14 protein-coding genes are annotated in these 20,029 nt (G+C 75.9%); all 14 read left to right on the forward strand.

Annotated features, from left to right (window positions below):
• Positions 1 to 29: 29 nt before the first annotated feature.
• A complete protein-coding gene (locus RTG05_RS08965) occupies positions 30 to 1,805 on the forward strand; it encodes an ABC transporter ATP-binding protein (RefSeq protein WP_315912459.1) in 1,776 nt (591 codons plus the stop codon).
• Complete coding sequence (locus RTG05_RS08970) at positions 1,802 to 3,631, forward strand: ABC transporter ATP-binding protein (protein WP_208104872.1); 1,830 nt, start codon at positions 1,802 to 1,804, stop codon at positions 3,629 to 3,631. Before RTG05_RS08965 ends, RTG05_RS08970 begins: the two co-directional genes overlap by 4 nt.
• 141 nt (positions 3,632 to 3,772) lie before the next feature.
• Positions 3,773 to 4,216, forward strand: coding sequence for a hypothetical protein (locus RTG05_RS08975; RefSeq protein WP_166528351.1), 444 nt, complete (start codon positions 3,773 to 3,775; stop codon positions 4,214 to 4,216).
• 76 nt (positions 4,217 to 4,292) lie between these two features.
• On the forward strand, positions 4,293 to 5,945 hold the full coding sequence (locus RTG05_RS08980) for an FAD-binding dehydrogenase (protein WP_166528352.1): 1,653 nt from the start codon (positions 4,293 to 4,295) through the stop codon (positions 5,943 to 5,945).
• Between the two features lie 79 nt (positions 5,946 to 6,024).
• Positions 6,025 to 6,663 carry a hypothetical protein gene (locus RTG05_RS08985; protein WP_166528353.1) on the forward strand — a complete coding sequence of 213 codons (639 nt, stop codon included), beginning with the start codon at positions 6,025 to 6,027 and terminating at the stop codon, positions 6,661 to 6,663.
• A gap of 35 nt (positions 6,664 to 6,698) precedes the next feature.
• Positions 6,699 to 7,073, forward strand: a complete 375-nt coding sequence (hisI, locus tag RTG05_RS08990; protein WP_166528354.1) for a phosphoribosyl-AMP cyclohydrolase — start codon at positions 6,699 to 6,701, stop codon at positions 7,071 to 7,073.
• The gene (locus tag RTG05_RS08995) at positions 7,060 to 8,550 is read left to right on the forward strand and encodes an anthranilate synthase component I (protein WP_166528355.1); all 1,491 of its coding nucleotides are present in this window, start codon (positions 7,060 to 7,062) and stop codon (positions 8,548 to 8,550) included. The genes hisI and RTG05_RS08995 overlap by 14 nt, the downstream gene beginning before the upstream one ends.
• Positions 8,547 to 9,158, forward strand: coding sequence for a Trp biosynthesis-associated membrane protein (locus RTG05_RS09000; RefSeq protein WP_166528356.1), 612 nt, complete (start codon positions 8,547 to 8,549; stop codon positions 9,156 to 9,158). The genes RTG05_RS08995 and RTG05_RS09000 overlap by 4 nt, the downstream gene beginning before the upstream one ends.
• A gap of 176 nt (positions 9,159 to 9,334) precedes the next feature.
• Positions 9,335 to 10,144: an indole-3-glycerol phosphate synthase TrpC gene (gene trpC / locus RTG05_RS09005; protein ID WP_208104873.1), complete on the forward strand. Its 810-nt coding sequence runs from the start codon at positions 9,335 to 9,337 to the stop codon at positions 10,142 to 10,144.
• Positions 10,145 to 10,324: 180 nt separating this feature from the next.
• Positions 10,325 to 11,716 (forward strand): tryptophan synthase subunit beta, encoded by a 1,392-nt coding sequence (gene trpB, locus RTG05_RS09010; protein WP_166528358.1) that lies wholly within the window; start codon positions 10,325 to 10,327, stop codon positions 11,714 to 11,716.
• The gene (trpA, locus tag RTG05_RS09015; RefSeq protein ID WP_166528359.1) at positions 11,713 to 12,513 is read left to right on the forward strand and encodes a tryptophan synthase subunit alpha; all 801 of its coding nucleotides are present in this window, start codon (positions 11,713 to 11,715) and stop codon (positions 12,511 to 12,513) included. Before trpB ends, trpA begins: the two co-directional genes overlap by 4 nt.
• Positions 12,510 to 13,496: a prolipoprotein diacylglyceryl transferase gene (gene lgt, locus RTG05_RS09020; protein ID WP_315912463.1), complete on the forward strand. Its 987-nt coding sequence runs from the start codon at positions 12,510 to 12,512 to the stop codon at positions 13,494 to 13,496. The genes trpA and lgt overlap by 4 nt, the downstream gene beginning before the upstream one ends.
• 319 nt (positions 13,497 to 13,815) lie before the next feature.
• Positions 13,816 to 18,504: a glutamate synthase large subunit gene (gene gltB / locus RTG05_RS09025; protein ID WP_315912464.1), complete on the forward strand. Its 4,689-nt coding sequence runs from the start codon at positions 13,816 to 13,818 to the stop codon at positions 18,502 to 18,504.
• Positions 18,497 to 19,987, forward strand: a complete 1,491-nt coding sequence (locus RTG05_RS09030; protein ID WP_166528361.1) for a glutamate synthase subunit beta — start codon at positions 18,497 to 18,499, stop codon at positions 19,985 to 19,987. Before gltB ends, RTG05_RS09030 begins: the two co-directional genes overlap by 8 nt.
• Positions 19,988 to 20,029 lie beyond the last annotated feature (42 nt).

Consider the following 20,029-nt stretch of genomic DNA (forward strand, 5'->3'; position numbering starts at 1 on the left):
GCACCGCCTGCACCGAGACGAGGAGAGCCGTGCCCACCCGCCGAGACGCCGTCGTCCGGCGAGGGATGCGCCACGTCGGGCGCGCGATCGTCGAGCAGCCGGGCATGTTCACCCTCGCCCTCGTCGCCAGCAGCCTCTACGGGGCCATGACCGTCGCCAGCGCCTACGTGCTCGGCGAGGTCGTCGACCGGGTCGTCCTCCCGGCGCTCGCGGACGGCGTCACCTCCGCCGGCGCGCTCGCCGTGGCCGCGGCGGCCATCCTGGGCGTCGCCCTGCTGAAGATCCTCGGCATCCTCGGCCGGCGGCTGTTCGCCGGCGTCATGAGCTTCCGGCTGCAGGCCGAGTACCGCCGCCGGGTCACCGGGCAGTACCTGCGGCTGCCGCTGTCCTGGCACCAGCGCCACCCCACCGGGCAGCTGCTGTCCAACGCCAACTCCGACGTCGAGGCGGCCTGGTTCTTCGTCGCGCCGCTGCCCTTCGCCTGCGGCGCGATCGTCATGATCGGCATCACCGTGGCCGCGCTGGTGGCCACCGACCCGCTGCTGGCCCTCGTCGGCCTGGTGGTCTTCCCGCTGGTGTTCGTGCTCAACGCCGTCTACTCGCAGGCGATGAGCCCGCGCATGCAGCGGGCCCAGCAGCTGCGCGCCGAGGTCAGCGAGATCGCCCACGAGAGCTTCGACGCCGCCCTGGTCGTCAAGACCCTCGGCCGGGAGGACGTCGAGACCCGCCGCTTCACCACCCGCGCCGAGGAGCTGCGCGACGGGCTGGTCGCCGTCGGCCGGGTGCGTGGGCTCTTCGACCCGCTGATGGAGGCGCTGCCCAACCTGGGCACCCTGGCCGTGCTGCTGATCGGCGCCACCCGCGTCGCCGAGGGCGCCACCGACGCCGGCGACCTGGTGTCCATCGCCTACCTGTTCACCCTGCTCGCGCTGCCCATCCGAGCCATCGGCTGGGTGCTGGCCGACCTGCCGCGCGCGCTGGCCGGCTTCGACCGGGTCACGCCGGTCCTGGACGCGACCGGCGAGACGCCGCACGGTGCGCACACGGCGGTCACCGGGACCGCGGGTGCGGGACTGGGCCTGCGCGGCGTCGACTACGGCTTCGAGGGCGCCGCCCGCGCCACGCTGTCCGGCGTCACCTTCGACGTCGCCCCCGGCAGCACGGTCGCCGTCGTCGGGCCCACCGGGTCGGGCAAGTCCACGCTGGCCGGGCTGCTGGTCCGCCTGGTCGACCCGGCCACCGGCGAGGTGCTGCTGGACGGCGTGGACCTGCGGGCGCTGCGGGAGGGCGAGGTCAGCGCCCAGGCGGCGTTCGTCCCGCAGGGCACCTTCCTCTTCGACGACACCGTGCGCGGCAACGTGACCCTCGGCGCGGACCTGTCCGACGAGCAGGTGTGGGCCGCGCTGGCCACCGCGGCGGCCGACGACTTCGTCCGCCGGCTGCCCGACGGGCTGGACACCCGGGTGGGCGAGCGCGGCGCCACGCTGTCCGGCGGGCAGCGGCAGCGCATCGCGCTGGCCCGCGCGGTGGTCCGCCGTCCCCGGCTGCTGGTGCTCGACGACGCCACCAGCGCGGTCGACCCGGCCGTGGAGGCGCGCATCCTCGACGCGCTGCGCGGCGCGGAGCGGCCCTCCACCGTCGTCGTGGTCGCCTACCGGCAGGCCACGATCGCGCTGGCCGACGAGGTCGTGTGGCTGGAGGGCGGCCGGGTGCTGGCCCGCGGCAGCCACGAGCAGCTGCTGGCGGAGGTCCCCGGCTACGTGGCGCTGGTGCGCGCCTACGCGCAGACGGAGGTGGCCGCGTGAGCGCGGCGGTCGCCGGGCACCGCGAGGAGGGCGCGTTCGCCACCCTGCGCCGGGGCCTGGCGATGATGCCGGAGTTCCGCCGCGGCCTGCCGGTCACCTTCGCCCTCGCGCTGGTGGCGACGGCCGGGCGGGTGGTCGTCCCGATCGCCGTCCAGCAGGTGATCGACCGCGGCCTGGCCGGCCCCGGCGGCCCGGACGCGGACTTCGTCCGCACCGTGGTGCTGGTCTGCGCGGTCGTCGTGCTGCTGACCGTCGTCGCCGTGTACCGGATGAACGTGCGGCTGTTCCGGACGACGGAGACCGCGCTGGCCGGCCTGCGCACCCGGGCGTTCCGGCACGTGCACGACCTGTCGGCGCTGCACCAGCAGGGCCAGCGCCGCGGCTCGCTGGTCTCCCGGGTCACCAGCGACGTCGACCAGCTGTCCACCTTCATGCAGTGGGGCGGCGTGCTGGGCGTGGTCAGCCTCGGGCAGCTGGTCGTGGCCACCGTCGTCATGTCCGTCTACTCCTGGCAGCTGACCCTCGTCGTGCTGGCCTGCTTCGTGCCGCTGGCCGCCGCCGTCCGGTTCCTGGCCGCGCGGCTGGCCGTCGCCTACGGCGTCGTGCGCGAGCGGGTCGGCGACGTGCTGGCCGCGGTGTCCGAGGCCGTCGTGGGCGCACCCACGGTGCGCGCCTACGGCATCCGCGAGCGCACCGCCGCCCGCCTGGACCGCGCCATCCAGCGGCACTACCGGGCGCAGGTGCGGGCCCAGCGGGTCACCGCCGCGGTCTTCGTCAGCGGGGAGTTCGCCGCCGCCGTCGCCAACGTCGCCGTGGTCGTCGCCGGCGTCCTGCTCGGCCTGGACGGCGACATCACCCCGGGCACCCTGGTCGCGTTCCTCTTCCTCGTCACGCTGTTCGTCGCGCCGGTGCAGGTCGCCACCGAGGTGCTCAACGAGGGGCAGAACGCCATCGCCGGGTTCCGCCGGGTGCTGGACGTGCTGGAGACCGCACCCGACGTCCGCGACCCCGCCGTCGCCACCCCCGGGGACGCCCGGGAGCTGCCGCACGCGCCGCTCGGGGTGCGCTTCGAGCACGTCACCTTCCGCTACGCGCCCGGCGCGCGTCCCGCCCTGGAGGACGTCGACCTGGAGATCGCGCCGCGCCGCCGGGTGGCGGTCGTGGGCGAGACCGGGTCGGGCAAGACGACCCTCGCCAAGCTGGTCACCCGGCTCATGGACCCCACCCAGGGGCGGGTGCTGCTCGGCGACGACGACGCCGGCTGGGTGCCGCTGGACCGGGTCGCGTTCGCCTCGCTGCGCCAGCGGGTGGTGATGGTGCCCCAGGACGGCTTCCTGTTCGACGCCACCGTCGCCGAGAACGTGCGCTACGGGCGGCCCGGGATCGCCGACGGCGACGTGCGCACCGCCCTGGAGGAGCTGGGCCTGGGCGACTGGGTGGCCGGGCTGCCCGACGGCGTGGCCACCCGGGTCGGCCAGCGCGGGGAGTCGCTGTCGGCGGGGGAGCGGCAGCTGGTCGCCGTCGCCCGCGCCTACGTCGCCGACCCCGACCTGCTGGTGCTCGACGAGGCCACCAGCGCCGTCGACCCGGCCACCGAGCGCCGGCTCACCCACGCCCTCGACCGGCTCACCGACGGGCGGACGACGCTGACCATCGCCCACCGGCTGTCCACCGCTGAGCGGGCCGACGAGGTGCTCGTCGTCGACGCCGGCCGGGTGGTCCAGCGCGGCACGCACGCCGACCTGGTGGACGCCGTCGGCCCCTACGCCCGGCTGCACGCCTCCTGGCGCCGCTCCTCGGCCGGGGAGCCCGCGCCGACGGCCTGACCCCGCCGTCGTCCCGTAGCCACCGGAGCCGCCGTGCAGCCACCGGAGCCGCGCTGCGGGGCGGCTCCGGTGGCTGCAGCGCGGTTCCGGCCGTGAGCGCGGGATGCGAGGACGGAGGGGTGGGAGCCCTAGCCTGCCGGTGTGGCCAGACCCCGCGACCCCGGCCGGGCGACGGCCGACCTGCCCCCGCCGGACGCCCGCACACCGCCGGCAGCGCTGGCGTCAGCCGCGTTGGGCGTCGTCGGCGCGGCCCCGACCGGCTTCCTCGCGGTCGTCGCGGTCGCGCTCGGCGGGGTGACCGCCGACGCCGGCGTCGACCCGTGGGCGATCCTGCTCCTCGTGGTGCCGGTGGTGCAGGTCTGCGCCGCGATCTGGCTGCTGGCCCGCCGCGGCTGGCTGCCGACGGTGCTCGCCCTCCTCCCGGTGGCGGTGCTGGCCGGCGTGGTGGTCTGGACGGCGGTCCGGACCGAGGAGGCCGCGAACCCGGCCCTGCCGCTGCTGCTCCTGCTCGCCCCGCTGCTCGCCGCCGTGCTGGCCGCCACCCCGCGGGTGCGCCGGTGGGTGCGCGGGCGGCCCGGCCGCTGACGGCCCGGACCCGCCCGGACGACGCGGCCCCCCGGGCGCGGCCGCTCGACGCAGCGCACCGGCTAGCGTGCCCTGCGTGAGCGACACCGACGTCGTCGTGGTGGGGGCGGGGCTGGCCGGGCTGGTCGCCGCCGCGGAGCTGGCCGACGCCGGCAGGCGGGTGGTGCTGCTGGACCAGGAGCCCGAGCAGTCCCTCGGCGGACAGGCGTGGTGGTCCTTCGGCGGGCTGTTCCTCGTGGACTCCCCGGAGCAGCGCCGGCTGCGGGTGCGCGACTCCCTGGAGCTGGCCCGGCAGGACTGGGCCGGCACCGCCACCTTCGACCGGCCGGAGGACCACTGGCCGAAGGCGTGGGCCGAGGCCTACCTGCAGTTCGCGGCGGGGGAGAAGCGGGCCTGGCTGCGCGAGCAGGGCATCGGGCTGTTCCCGGTGGTCGGCTGGGCCGAGCGCGGCGGCTACACCGCCACCGGCCACGGCAACTCCGTGCCCCGCTTCCACATCGTCTGGGGCACCGGGCCGGGCATCGTCGCGCCGTTCGCCCGCCGGGTGCGGGCGGCCGCCGAGCGGGGCGTGCTGCAGCTGCGGTTCCGCCACCGGGTCGACGAGCTGGTGGTCGAGGGCGGCGCGGTGACCGGCGTCCGCGGCACGGTGCTGGAGCCCAGCGACGCCGCCCGCGGCGAGGCCAGCTCGCGCACCGCTGTCGGGGAGTTCGAGCTGCGCGCGCAGGCCGTCGTCGTCACCTCCGGGGGCATCGGCGGCGACCACGACCTGGTGCGGCGCAACTGGCCGGCGCGGCTGGGCCCGCCGCCGCGGCGGCTGCTGTCGGGGGTGCCCGCGCACGTCGACGGCCGGATGCTGCAGGTCGCCCAGGACACCGGCGCCAGCGTCGTCAACGCCGACCGGATGTGGCACTACACCGAGGGCGTCGCCAACCACTCGCCGGTCTGGGCGCGGCACGGCATCCGGATCCTGCCCGGGCCCTCGTCGCTGTGGCTCGACGCCACCGGCAAGCGGCTGCCGGTGCCGCTGTTCCCCGGCTTCGACACCCTCGGCACGCTGGCCCACATCGGGCAGACCGGCCACGAGCACACCTGGTTCGTCGCCACCCACAGGATCGTGGAGAAGGAGTTCGCCCTGTCGGGCTCCGAGCAGAACCCCGACCTCACCGGCCGGGACCTCAGGCTGCTGCTCGGCCGGGTCCGGGCCGGCGTCGCCGCCCCCGTCCAGCGGTTCCTGGACGACGGCGAGGACTTCGTCGTCGCCCGCACCCTGCCCGAGCTGGTCGACGGCATGAACCGGGTCACCGGCGGCACCCCCCAACTGCACCTGGGCGACGTCGAGCGCGAGGTGGTGGCCCGCGACCGCGAGGTGGCGCACCCGTTCACCAAGGACCTGCAGGTCACCGCCATCCGCGGCGCCCGCGGCTACCTGGGCGACAAGCTGATCCGGGTCGCGCCGCCGCACCGGCTGCTCGACCCGGCCGCCGGCCCACTGGTCGCCGTCCGGCTGAACCTGATCACCCGCAAGACCCTCGGCGGGCTGGAGACCGACCTGTCGGGGCGGGTGCTGCGACCCGGTGGCGAGGTCTTCCCCGGGCTCTACGCCGCCGGCGAGGTCGCCGGCTTCGGCGGTGGCGGGATGCACGGCTACCGGTCGCTGGAGGGCACCTTCCTCGGCGGGTGCCTGTTCTCCGGCCGGGTCGCCGGCCGCGCGCTGGCGGCCGCGCTGTGAGGACGACGCGCGAGGGAGCACCGCAGGGAGCGCCGGCGACCGAGGCGCGGATCGAGCGCGGAGTCGAACGGACGGCACTGTGAGTCCGAGCCCCTGGTCGGACCCGGCCACGGAGACCGAGCCGGGTGCGCCCTACAGCGGGCCGCCGCCGACCGCCCCCTACGCGCCCACCCCGTACCCACCGGCCTGGGCCTGGCCGCCGCAGCCGCCGCCGTGGTCGGGGCCGTGGCCGCCGGCACCGGCCCGCCCGCGGCGGCCCGGACAGGTGGTCGCCGCCGCGGTGCTCGTGCTCGTGCAGGCCGCCGGGGTGGCGCTGGTCACCGCCTACCTGCAGCTGCTGGCCTCGGTGCTCTCCGCGGCCGTCGGCCAGCCCGGCTTCCCGGCCGGCGCCGCGGTGCTGGTCGCCGAGGCGGGCACGCTCGCCGTCGTGCAGGTGGCCTCGGTGGTGCTCCTGGTGACCGCGGGGGTGCTGGCGCTGGCGACCCGCCGTCCCCTCGCGCGCTGGTCGCTGGTCGCGGCCTCCGGCCTGCAGCTGGCCCTGGCCGCCTACTGGGCGGTGCGCCTGCTGGCGCTGCTCGACGGCAGCGCGGCCGTGCTGGCCCTCCTGGTCCTCGTCGCGGCCGCTGCGCCGGCGGCGGCGCTGGGGCTGTCGGTCGGCCGGCCCGCCCGGGCCTGGTTCGCCGGTGACGCCGGGGGCAGTGGCCCGCCGCACCGGTGACCGGGCCGGCTGCGCGCGGGTGGGACGATCGGGGGGTGTCCGCCGTCCCCGCCGCCGAGCCCACCCTGGACCCCGCCGTCGCCGCCCTGCTGCGCCGCGACCCCGCCGGCCTGGTCGCCGCCGTCGTCCAGCAGCACGACACCGGCGAGGTGCTCATGGTCGCGTGGATGGACGACGAGGCACTGCACCGCACCCTGACCACCGGGCGGGCCACCTACTGGTCGCGGAGCCGGCGCGAGTACTGGGTCAAGGGGGAGACCTCCGGGCACCGGCAGTGGGTCCGCGACGTCCGGCTGGACTGCGACGGCGACGCGCTGCTGCTGCTGGTCGACCAGGAGGGCCCGGCCTGCCACACCGGCGCGCGCTCCTGCTTCTCCCGCGAGCTGGAGGTCACCCGTGCGGCTGGGTGAGACCACCCCCACCCGGGAGGAGTTCGCCGCACTCGACCAGCCGGTGGTCCCGGTCACCCGCCGGCTGCTGGCCGACGGGGAGACCGCCGTCGGCGTCTACCGCAAGCTGGCCGGCAACCGGCCTGGCACGGTGCTGCTCGAGTCCGCCGAGCAGGGCAAGCAGTGGAGCCGGTACAGCTTCGTCGGCGTGCGCAGCGCCGGGGTGCTCACCGAGCGGGACGGCGCCGCGCTGTGGCTGGGGGAGCCGCTGCCCGGCCTGACCGAGGACCTCCCCGGGGACCCGCTGGCCGCCGTCCGCACCCTGGCCCGCCGGCTGCGCTCCCCGCGCCGCCCGGACCTACCCCGGCTGACCGGCGGGCTGGTCGGCTACCTCGGCTACGACGTCGTCCGGCGGCTGGAACGGCTGCCGGAGACCAGCACCGACGACCTCGGCATGCCCGAGCTGGCGCTCGCGCTGGTCACCGACCTCGCGGTGCTGGACCACCACGACGGCACGGTGCTGCTCATCGCCAACGCGCTCACCGGCGACTACGACGACGCGGTGACCCGGCTGGACGCCATGGCGGCGGACCTCACCGAGGCCGGGCCGTCCGGGGTGGCCGCCTTCGCCACCGCCGAGCCGCCGCCGGTGCGCTCCAACATGGCGCCGGGGGAGTACCAGGCCGGGGTCGAGACCGTCCGCGAGCACATCCGGGCCGGCGACGCCTTCCAGGTGGTCCTGGCCCAGCGCTTCGAGGTGCCCACCGACGTCGACGCGCTGGACCTCTACCGGGTGCTGCGGGCGACTAACCCGTCGCCCTACATGTACCTGCTGCGCTTCGCCGGCCGGGAGTCGCCGTTCGACGTCGTCGGCTCCTCGCCGGAGGCGCTGGTGACGGTGACCGGCAGCTCGGCCGTCGTCCACCCGCCGGCCGGCACCCGCCCGCGCGGGGCGACCCCCGAGGAGGACGTGCGGCTGGCCGAGGGCCTGCTGGCCGACCCCAAGGAGCGCGCCGAGCACGTGATGCTGGTCGACCTGGCCCGCAACGACCTTGGCCGGGTGTGCCTGCCGGGTTCGGTCGAGGTGCCCGACTTCATGCGCGTGGAGCACTACAGCCACGTCATGCACCTGGTGTCCACCGTCGCCGGGGAGGTCGCGCCCGAGTGGGACGCCCTGGACGTGTTCGACGCGACCTTCCCCGCCGGCACGGTGTCCGGGGCGCCCAAGCCGCGCGCGATGGAGATCATCGAGTCGCTGGAGCCCAGCCGGCGGGCGCTCTACGCCGGGACGGTGGGCTACGTGGACGCCAGCGGGGACCTCGACATGGCCATCGCCATCCGGACGGCGGTGCTGCACGAGGGCCGGGCCTACGTGCAGGCCGGAGCCGGGATCGTCGCCGACAGCGATCCGGCGACCGAGGAGGCCGAGACCCGGCACAAGGCGCGGGCGGTGCTCGCGGCGATCGCGACGGCGGAGGGGATGCGGGAGCTCCCGTGAGCGGGCGGTCCCGCCGGGAGCTGCCCGCGGCCGTCGCCGGTGCGGCGGTGGCCGGCGCGCTGGCGCTGTCCACCGGCGGCCAGACCTGGCTGGCCGCGACCGTCACCCGCCCGGCGCCCCTGCCGCCGGTCACCGAGCAGCTGACCGGCTCCGAGCTCGCCCCGCTGGTCCCGGCCGGCGGCCTGGTGCTGCTGGCCGCGGCCGCCGCGCTGCTCGCCGTGCGCGGCACCGGGCGGGTGCTGGTCGGCCTGCTGGCCGCCGTGGCCGGCGGGGTGCTGGGCTGGTCGGGCCTGCGCACCCTGCTCGCCGACGCGGACGCCACGGCCGCGGGGGTGCTCGCCGCGACCCCCGGCAGCACGACCAGCGCCTCGGTGCAGGCCGCGTGGCCGGTGCTCGCCGTCGTCGCCGGGCTGCTGGCGGCCGCGGCCGGCCTGCTGACCGTGCTGCGCGGGCGGGGCTGGCCGGGGCTGGGCCGCCGCCACGAGCGGCCCGCGGCCACCGGACCGGCCCCGCGGCGCGAGCGGAGCGACGAGGACCGCGCCCTGGACGCCTGGCGGGCCCTGGACCGCGGTGAGGACCCCACCGAGGAGCGGACCGAACAGCGCTGAGTACCCGGGCCCACCGGCGCCACACCCACCCGGGGGACGGCGGCGTCGCCCCCGCGGGGAGTGGGGCGGTCGCCGCCTCTAGAGTGGGTCCACGGATCGGGTCCCGGCCGGGGCCGCGCCCCGAGGTGGTCCGACACGGCCCTGCGGGCGGAGGACGAGCAGCAGCGGGAGGACTCGTGTCCGTGCTCGACGAGATCGTCGCCGGCGTCCGTGCGGACCTCGCCGTCCGCGAGGCCGGCACCCCCCTGGCGGAGGTCAAGGCCGCCGCCGCGGACGCCCGCCCACCCCTGGACGCCCTGGCCGCGCTGCGCGCCCCCGGTGTCGGCGTCATCGCCGAGGTCAAGCGGCAGAGCCCGTCCAAGGGCGCGCTCGCCGACATCCCCGACCCCGCGGTGCTGGCCCGGCAGTACGCCGACGGCGGCGCGCGGGTGGTCAGCGTGCTCACCGAGCGCCGCCGCTTCGGCGGGGGGCAGGCCGACCTGGCCGCGGTCCGCGCCGCGGTCGACGTCCCGGTGCTGTGCAAGGACTTCGTCGTCACCAGCTACCAGGTGCACGAGGCGCGCGCGCACGGCGCCGACGTCGTCCTGCTGATCGTCGCCGCGCTGGAGCAGAACGCGCTGGTCGGCCTGCTGGAGCGGGTGGAGTCCCTGGGCATGACCGCGCTGGTGGAGGTGCACACCGAGGCCGAGGCCGACCGGGCACTCGCCGCCGGCGCCGCGGTGATCGGCGTCAACGCCCGCGACCTCACCACCCTGCAGGTCGACCGCTCCACCTTCGAGCGGATCGCGCCGGGGCTGCCGTCGGGGGTGGTCAAGGTCGCCGAGTCCGGCGTCCGCGGGCCGCACGACCTGATCTCCTACGCCGCGGCCGGGGCCGACGCCGTCCTCGTCGGCGAGGGCCTGGTCACCGCCGGCGACGCCCGCCAGGCGGTGGCCGACCTGGTGACCGCCGGGGCGCACCCGGCCACCCCGCACACCCCCCGCTGACCCCGGGCGCCGAGGGCGGCCCGTCGGGATCCGGCGACTCCCGCGCCGTTGCCCCTTCTTGCGCGCTGCTGCTCCGGCGCCCGAGTGCAGGGAACGGCGCGAGAGTCGGAGCCGGAGCCGGCGGCCCGGCGCGCTGACCCCCTCCACCACCTGCACCGCGAGACGCGGGACACTGGGGGCATGACCACCAGCGCCGTCCGCCCGCCCGAGCCGCGACTCGAGCCGACGCGCCCGAGCTGGCCGGACGCCACCGGCCACTTCGGGGTCTTCGGCGGCCGCTTCGTGCCCGAGGCGCTGATCGCCGCCCTCGACGAGCTGACCGCCGCCTACCGCGCCATGCGCGTCGACCCGGCCTTCACCGCCGAGTTCGCCGCGCTGCAGCGGGACTACACCGGCCGGCCCAGCCCCATCACCGAGGTGCCCAGGTTCGCCGAGCACGCGGGCGGCGCGCGCATCTGGCTCAAGCGCGAGGACCTCAACCACACCGGCTCGCACAAGATCAACAACGTGCTGGGCCAGGCGCTGCTGACCCGGCGGATCGGCAAGCAGCGGGTCATCGCCGAGACCGGGGCCGGGCAGCACGGCGTGGCCACCGCGACCGCGGCGGCGCTCATGGGGCTGTCCTGCACGGTCTACATGGGCGAGGAGGACACCCGCCGCCAGGCGCTCAACGTCGCCCGGATGCGGCTGCTCGGCGCCGAGGTCGTGCCGGTCACCACCGGCTCGCGCACCCTCAAGGACGCCATCAACGAGGCCTTCCGCGACTGGGTCACCAACGTCGAGACGACGAACTACGTCTTCGGCACCGTCGCCGGCCCGCACCCCTTCCCCGAGATGGTCCGCGACTTCCAGCGGGTGATCGGCGACGAGGCGCGCGCCCAGCTCCTCGAGCGGGAGGGCCGGCTGCCCGACGCCGTGCTGGCCTGCGTCGGCGGCGGCTCCAACGCCATCGGCGTCTTCACCGCCTTCGTGCCCGACGCCGGCGTGCGGCTGGTCGGCCTGGAGGCCGGGGGCGACGGCGTGGCCACCGGCCGGCACGCGGCCAGCATCACCGGTGGGACGCCGGGGGTGCTGCACGGCGCCCGCTCCTACCTGCTGCAGGACGACAACGGCCAGACCGTCGAGTCGCACTCGATCAGCGCCGGCCTGGACTACCCGGGCGTGGGGCCCGAGCACTCCCACCTGCACGACATCGGCCGGGCGGAGTACCGGCCGGTCACCGACGCCGAGGCCATGGAGGCCTTCGCGCTGCTGTGCCGCACCGAGGGCATCATCCCGGCCATCGAGTCCGCCCACGCGCTGGCCGGCGCGCTGACGCTGGGCCGCGAGCTCGGGCCGGACGCCGTCCTGCTGGTCAACCTCTCCGGCCGCGGCGACAAGGACGTCGAGACGGCCAGCGCCTGGTTCGGCCTGGGCGGGCGCGGCGCCCCGACCGACGAGGACGAGCGGGCGGTGGAGGCCGGCCGCGGCGCGGACCCCGGGCCGGGCCTGGACACCGACCAGCGGCCCACCGAGGGCGCGGTGGCCAACGGCGAGGCGGTCGCCGGGCCCGACGCCGGGAGCCAGGCGTGAGTGGGCTCGCCGACCGCATCGGTGCCGCCCGCGCCGAGGGCCGGGCGGCGCTGATCGCCTACCTGCCGGTGGGCTACCCCGACGTCCCCGGCTCGATCGAGGCCATGGCCGCCGCGGTCGACGGCGGCGCGGACGTCGTCGAGATCGGCGTCCCCTACAGCGACCCGGGGATGGACGGCCCGGTCATCCAGCAGGCCGTCGACCCGGCCGTGCGCGCCGGCGTCGGCATGCCCGCCGTGCTGCAGGCCGTCGAGGCGGTCGCCGCGGCCGGTGCGGTGCCGGTCGTGATGAGCTACTGGAACCCGGTCGAGCGCTACGGCGTGGACCGCTTCGCCGCCGACCTGGCCGCCGCCGGGGGCGCCGGCGCCATCACCCCCGACCTGATCCCCGACGAGGCCGGGCCGTGGCTGGCGGCCTCGGAGTCCCGCGACCTCGACCGGGTCTTCCTCGTCGCCCCGTCGTCCACCGACGCCCGGCTGGCCGCGACCACGGCGGCCTGCCGCGGCTTCGTCTACGCCGCCTCCACCATGGGCGTCACCGGCACCCGGGCCACCGTGGGCGACGCGGCGGAGGAGCTGGTCGCCCGCACCCGGGCCGCGGCGCCGGACCTCGCCGTCTGCGTGGGCCTCGGCGTCTCGAACGGGGACCAGGCCGCCGAGGTCGCCGCCTTCGCCGACGGCGTGATCGTCGGGTCGGCCTACGTCCGCGAACTGCTCGAGGGCCGGGGCGCCGACGGGGTGCGCCGGCTGTCGGCGGACCTGGCGGCGGGCGTCCGCCGCCCGGTCGCCGCCCGGTGAGCACCGGCACCGTGACCGTCTGGGCCGCCCTCCCCAGCCCCACGCAGAGCGTCTGGCAGCTGGGCCCGCTGCCGCTGCGCGCCTACGCGCTGTGCATCATCGCCGGCATCGTGGCGGCCGCCGTGCTCACCGAGCGCCGCTGGGTGGCCCGCGGTGGCGCCCCCGGCGACGTCCTGGACATCGCCGTGTGGGCGGTGCCGTTCGGGATCGTCGGCGGCCGGCTCTACCACGTGCTCAGCAGCCCCCGGCCCTACTTCGGCGAGGGCGGCGACCCGCTGCGCGCGCTGGCCATCTGGGAGGGCGGTCTGGGCATCTGGGGCGCGATCGCCCTCGGCGGGGTCGGCGCCTGGATCGCCTGCCGCCGCCGCGGCATCCCGCTGCCGGCCTTCGCCGACGCGCTGGCCCCCGGGCTGCTCGTCGCCCAGGCGATCGGCCGGCTGGGCAACTGGTTCAACAACGAGCTCTACGGCCGCGCCACCGACCTGCCGTGGGCCCTGACCGTCTACGAGTGGACCGGCACGCAGGCCGCCGTCGGCCCGGACGGGCAGCCGCTGGTGCTGGGCACCTTCCACCCCACGTTCCTCTACGAGCTGCTGTGGAACCTGGCCGCCGCGGCCGTGGTGGTCTGGGCCGACCGGCGCTTCCGGCTCAGCCACGGGCGGGCCTTCGCGCTCTACGTCGCCCTCTACTGCGCCGGCCGGCTGTGGATCGAGCTGCTGCGCACCGACCCCGCGGAGACCATCGGCGGGGTCCGGCTCAACGTCTACACCTCCGTCGTCGTCGGGCTGCTGGCCGTCGCGTACCTGGTCTGGCAGCGCGGCCGGCCCCGCGAGGTGGTCACCCGGGGGAGTGTGGCTGCGGACACCCGCTCGCGCCCCACCGACGAGGGCGACACCGCCCCGGCGGTGGCCCCGGGCACGGCCGAGGCGCGCGACGGCGAAGACCCTGGTGGGGACGGCGTTCGGCGACACCCCGACACCTGAGGACGACGCGCCGCCGGCTCGATCCGTCCGCACGAGATCGGTCGGTCGTCTGTGTACCCTTCTGCCAAGGCCCCACGGTGATCCTGGCGGGGCCGCAACGCGTCGGAACCGGGCCAGTGCTGCCCCGCGGACGACAGCCCCGGGCCACCACCCCGGGGCCTCGCCACGCCGGGTCGGCCGACGGTCCCGGACCGTGTGCGGCCTCCCCGCCTGCAGTGCCCCCGCTCCTCTGCCCTCAGACCACCGGCCGGGCCCCCGCCCCCGCCCCTCCCGTCAGCGCCGACGGTGACCCGGGCGGCGTGCCGACGACGGGAGTGTCATGTCCGACCCCACCGCCCCCGCCGCTCTCTCGCCGGCCCCCGGCGCGCCGACCCCCGCCCCCCGCCGCGGCGTGCCGTTCTCGGCCGTGCCGCCGGCGTCCGGGCTGTACGACCCGGCCAACGACACGGACGCCTGCGGCGTCGCCCTCGTCGCCGACGTGCAGGGTCGCCCCAGCCGCCGGATCGTGGCCGCCGGGCTCACGGCGCTGCACAACCTCGACCACCGGGGCGCGGCCGGGTCAGAGCCGAACTCCGGGGACGGCGCCGGCATCCTCACCCAGGTGCCCGACGCGCTGCTGCGCGCCGAGGTGGACTTCGACCTCCCGCCGCTGGGCGAGTACGCCGTCGGCATCGCCTTCCTGCCGGTGGACGACGCCGAGCGGGCCGCCCGGCTGGCCGACGTCGACCGCCTCGCCGCCGAGGAGGGCCTGACCGTCCTGGGCTGGCGCGAGCTGCCGGTCGACCCCGACGGCGCCGACGTCGGCCCCACCGCGCGGGCGGTCATGCCGCACTTCGCGCAGCTGTTCGTCGCCGAGACCATCGGCGCGCGCGCGGACTCCCGGGCCTTCGGCGGCGGGGTCGCCGTGCACGGCGTCACCCGGCTGGAGCGGCGCGCCTTCGTGCTGCGCAAGCGGGCCGAGCGGGCCGCCACCGAGGCCGGCAGCTCCCTCTACGTCGCCTCGCTGTCCAGCCGCACCATCACCTACAAGGGCATGCTGACCACCGACCAGCTGCCCGCGTTCTTCCCCGACCTGCGCGACGAGCGCTACGCGTCGGCGATCGCGCTGGTGCACAGCCGGTTCTCCACCAACACCTTCCCCAGCTGGCCGCTGGCCCACCCGTTCCGGCTGATCGCGCACAACGGCGAGATCAACACCATCAAGGGCAACCGGAACCGGATGCGCGCCCGCGAGGCGAAGCTGGAGACGGCGCTGTTCGACGGCCCCGCCGGCCCCGCCTCCGAGCTGGGCCTGGAGCGCCTCTTCCCGGTCACCGCGAGCGACTTCAGCGACTCGGCGACCTTCGACGAGGTGCTGGAGCTGCTGCACCTGTCCGGCCGCTCGCTGCCGCACGCGGTGCTCATGATGATCCCGGAGGCGTGGGAGAACCACGACGAGATGGACCCGGCCCGCCGGGCCTTCTACCGGTTCCACGCCTCGATCATGGAGCCCTGGGACGGGCCGGCCGCGGTCGCGTTCACCGACGGCACGCTCATCGGCGCCGTCCTGGACCGCAACGGGCTGCGCCCCGGGCGCTGGTGGCACACCCGGGACGACCTGGTCGTGCTGGCCAGCGAGGTCGGCGTGCTGGACATCCCCGACGCCGACGTGGTCGCCAAGGGCCGGCTGCAGCCGGGCCGGATGTTCCTCGTCGACACCGCCGCCGGGCGGATCGTCTCCGACGAGGAGGTCAAGGGCGCCCTGGCCGCCGAGCACCCCTACGACGACTGGCTGCACGCCGGCCTGGTGCACCTGCCGCAGCTGCCCGAGCGGCGGCGGGCGCGGCCCAGCCACGAGTCCGTCGTCCGCCGCCAGCAGCTGTTCGGCTACACCGAGGAGGACCTGCGGGTCCTGCTCACCCCGATGGCGTCCTCGGGCACCGAGCCGATCGGCTCGATGGGCACCGACACCCCCGTCGCGGCGCTGTCGGACCGCTCCCGGCCGCTCTACGACTACTTCGGGCAGCTGTTCGCCCAGGTGACCAACCCGCCGCTGGACGCCATCCGCGAGGAGCTGGTCACCAGCCTGGGCCGCACCTTCGGCCCCGAGCAGAACCTGCTGCAGGCCACCCCGGCGTCCTGCCGTCAGCTGTTCCTGCCCTACCCGGTCATCGACAACGACGAGCTGGCCAAGATCCTGCACATCGACGACGACGGCGACCTGCCCGGCTACGCCGCCGTCCGGATCACCGGCCACTACGACGTCTCCGGTGGCGGGCCGGCGCTCACCCAGGCGGTCGAGCAGCTGCGCACCAAGGTGAGCAAGGCCATCGCCGCCGGCGCCCGGGTCATCGTGCTGTCCGACCGGGACTGCGACGAGAGCCGCGCCCCGATCCCCTCGCTGCTGATGACCGCCGCCGTCCACCACCACCTCGTGCGGCAGAAGACCCGCATGGAGGTCGGCCTGGTCGTCGAGTCCGGCGACTGCCGCGAGGTGCACCACGTCGCGCTGCTGCTCGGCTACGGCGCGGCCGCGGTCAACCCCTACCTGGCGTTCGAGTCCATCGAGGACCTCATCCGCGACGGCGTGCTGACCGGCATCCAGCCGGCGCAGGCGGTGCGCAACGTGGTCAAGGCGCTCGGCAAGGGCGTCCTGAAGGTCATGAGCAAGATGGGCATCAGCACCGTCGGCTCCTACACGATGGCGCAGATCTTCGAGGCGGTCGGCCTGTCCCAGGAGGTCGTCGACGAGTACTTCACCGGCACGTCGGCACCCCTCGGCGGCGTCGGCATCGACGTCCTCGCCGAGGAGGTGGCCATGCGCCACCGCCGTGCCTACCCGGAGAACCCCACCGAGCGCGCCCACCGGCGGCTGGAGACCGGCGGGGAGTACCAGTGGCGCCGCGAGGGCGAGGTGCACCTGTTCAACCCGGAGACGGTGTTCCTGCTGCAGCACGCCACCCGGTCCCGGCAGTTCGAGGTGTTCCAGAAGTACACCGACACCGTGGACGGGCTGTCCCGGGAGTCGGCCACCCTGCGCGGGCTGTTCGACCTGCGCACCGGCGTGCGCCCCCCGGTGCCGATCGAGGAGGTCGAGCCGGTCAGCGAGATCGTCCGGCGGTTCCAGACCGGGGCGATGAGCTACGGCTCGATCTCCCAGGAGGCGCACGAGACCCTCGCCATCGCCATGAACCGGCTCGGCGGCCGGTCCAACACCGGCGAGGGCGGCGAGGACCCCGACCGCTACGCGCCCGACCCCAACGGCGACCTGCGGCGCTCCTCGATCAAGCAGGTGGCCTCCGGGCGGTTCGGCGTGACCAGCGAGTACCTGGTGAACGCCGACGACATCCAGATCAAGATGGCGCAGGGCGCCAAGCCCGGCGAGGGCGGCCAGCTGCCCGGCGGCAAGGTGTACCCGTGGGTGGCCCGCACCCGGCACTCCACCCCCGGCGTCGGGCTGATCAGCCCGCCCCCGCACCACGACATCTACTCGATCGAGGACCTCAAGCAGCTCATCCACGACCTGAAGAACGCCAACAGCGACGCGCGGATCAACGTGAAGCTGGTGGCCGAGGTGGGCGTCGGCACGGTCGCGGCCGGGGTGAGCAAGGCCCACGCCGACGTCGTCCTCATCTCCGGGCACGACGGCGGGACGGGCGCGGCACCGCTGACCTCGCTCAAGCACGCCGGCTCGCCCTGGGAGCTGGGGCTGGCCGAGACCCAGCAGACGCTGCTGGCCAACGGGCTGCGCGACCGGATCGTGGTGCAGGCCGACGGGCAGATGAAGACCGGCCGCGACGTGGTCATCGCCGCGCTGCTCGGGGCCGAGGAGTACGGCTTCGCCACCGCGCCGCTGATCGTGGCCGGTTGCGTGATGATGCGGGTCTGCCACCTGGACACCTGCCCGGTCGGCGTGGCCACGCAGAACCCGGAGCTGCGCAAGCGGTTCACCGGGCGCCCGGAGTTCCTGGTCACCTTCTTCGAGTTCCTCGCCGAGCAGGTCCGCGGGTACCTCGCCGAGCTCGGCTTCCGGACGCTGGACGAGGCCGTGGGCCACGCCGAGCTGCTGGACACCCGCAGGGCCGTCGGTCACTGGAAGGCGCAGGGGCTGGACCTCTCCCCGCTGCTGGTCGTGCCCGAGCTGCCCGAGGGGACGCCGCGGCGCCAGGTGCGCACCCAGGACCACGGCCTGGACGTCGCCCTGGACCAGACGCTCATCCAGCTGTGCGAGGGGGCCCTGCTCGACGCGCGGCCGGTCAGCCTGGAGCTGCCGGTGCGCAACGTCAACCGCACGGTGGGCACGATGCTGGGCTCGATGGTCACCCGGCGCTTCGGCGGCGCGGGCCTGCCGGACGGCACCATCGACCTGACCTTCACCGGGTCGGCCGGCCAGTCCTTCGGCGCCTTCGTGCCGCGGGGCATCACCATGCGGCTGTTCGGCGACGCGAACGACTACGTCGGCAAGGGCCTGTCCGGCGGGCGGATCGTCGTGCGTCCCTCCCGGGAGGCCGGCTTCGCCGCCGAGGACAACGTCCTGGCGGGCAACGTCATCGGCTACGGCGCCACCGCGGGTGAGCTGTTCCTGCGCGGCCGGGTCGGCGAGCGGTTCTGCGTGCGCAACTCCGGTGCGCTGGCCGTCGTCGAGGGCGTCGGTGACCACGCGCTGGAGTACATGACCGGCGGGGCCGCGGTGGTCCTCGGCTCCACCGGCCGCAACATCGCCGCGGGGATGTCCGGCGGCATCGGCTACGTGCTGGACCTCGCCCGCCACCGGGTGAACACCGAGATGGTGGACGTCGAGCCGCTGGACGGGGAGTCCGCGCAGTGGCTGCGCGACGTGCTGGTGCGCTACGCCGCGGACACCGAGTCCCCCGTGGCCGCCGCGCTGCTGGCCGACTGGGGCCGCTGGTCCGAGCGGTTCAGCGTGATCATGCCGCGCGACTACCGGCGCGCGCTGGAGGCCCGGCGCACCGCCGAGGCCGCCGGGACCGATGTCGACCGAGCTGTGATGGAGGCCGCACGTGGCTGACTCGACCGGGTTCCTCAAGCACGACCGGACGCTGCCGCCGCGCCGCCCGGTGGACGTGCGCATCCTGGACTGGAAGGACGTCTACCTCTCCCGGGACAGCGGCGAGGACGCCGTCTTCCCCGTGGCGGCCATCCGCCAGCAGGCCGCCCGGTGCATGGACTGCGGCATCCCGTTCTGCCACCACGGCTGCCCGCTGGGCAACCTGATCCCGGAGTGGAACGACCTGGCCCGCCGCGACGACTGGACCGACGCGATCGAGCGGCTGCACGCGACCAACAACTTCCCGGAGTTCACCGGGAAGCTGTGCCCGGCCCCGTGCGAGAGCGCCTGCGTGCTCGCCCTGCAGGAGTCGCCGGTCACCATCAAGCAGATCGAGTGGGAGATCATCGACCAGGCGTTCCAGCGCGACCTGGTCAAGCCGGTCCCCGCCCAGCAGCAGACCGGCAAGCGGGTCGCCGTCATCGGCTCCGGCCCCGCCGGGCTGGCCGCCGCCCAGCAGCTCACCCGCGCCGGGCACGACGTCACGGTGCTGGAGCGGGCCGACCGGGTGGGCGGGCTGCTGCGCTACGGCATCCCGGAGTTCAAGATGGAGAAGGCCGTGCTGGACCGGCGGCTGGACCAGATGCGCGCCGAGGGCACCCGCTTCGTCACCGGCGTCGAGGTCGGCAGCGGCCGGGACGGCGACCCCACCGTCGAGCAGCTGCGCGAGGAGTACGACGCCGTCGTGCTGGCCGTCGGCGCCACCCAGGGCCGCGACCTGCCCGCGCCCGGCCGCGAGCTGCGGGGCATCCACCTGGCCATGGAGTACCTGCCGTTCGGCAACCGGCAGGCGCTCGGCGAGCTGGACTCCCCGCCGATCGACGCGCACGGCAAGCGGGTCGTGATCATCGGCGGCGGCGACACCGGCGCGGACTGCCTGGGCACCTCCCACCGGCAGGGCGCGCTGTCGGTCACCCAGCTGGAGATCATGCCGGCGCCGCCGGACCAGCGGGACTCCGCCGCCAACCCCTGGCCGACCTACCCGATGGTCATGCGCGTCTCCAGCGCCCACGAGGAGGGCGGGGAGCGGCTCTACAGCGTCAACACCGAGCGGTTCCTGGGCGACGAGGACGGCAACGTGCGCGCGCTGCTCATCCACGACGTGGAGCGGGTCGACGGCCGGTTCCAGAAGGTGGAGGGCACCGAGCGCGAGCTGCCCGCCGACCTGGTGTTCCTGGCCATGGGCTTCACCGGGCCCGAGCGCACCGGCCTGCTCGAGGCCCTCGGCGTGGAGCTCGACCAGCGCGGCACCATCGTCCGCGACGAGGAGTTCATGTCCACCGTCCCGGGCGTCTTCGTCGCCGGCGACACCGGCCGCGGCCAGTCGCTCATCGTGTGGGCCATCGCCGAGGGCCGGGCCGCCGCCGGTGCGGTCGACGCCTGGCTGACCGGCTCGACGACGCTGCCGCGGCCGGTGACCCCGACCGCGGTCGCCCTGCGCTAGACGTCTGGAACGGGCTCTCCCGCAGGGGCCCGCCGGTGAGCT

The organism is Geodermatophilus sp. DSM 44513, assembly GCF_032460525.1.
Lineage (GTDB): Bacteria > Actinomycetota > Actinomycetes > Mycobacteriales > Geodermatophilaceae > Geodermatophilus.

Bases quoted from the DNA above. Each gene is read 5' to 3' on its own strand.
- trpB (WP_166528358.1), top strand. From the start codon at position 10,325: ATGACCACCAGCGCCGTCCGCCCGCCCGAGCCGCGACTCGAGCCGACG.
- gltB (WP_315912464.1), top strand. From the start codon at position 13,816: ATGTCCGACCCCACCGCCCCCGCCGCTCTCTCGCCGGCCCCCGGCGCG.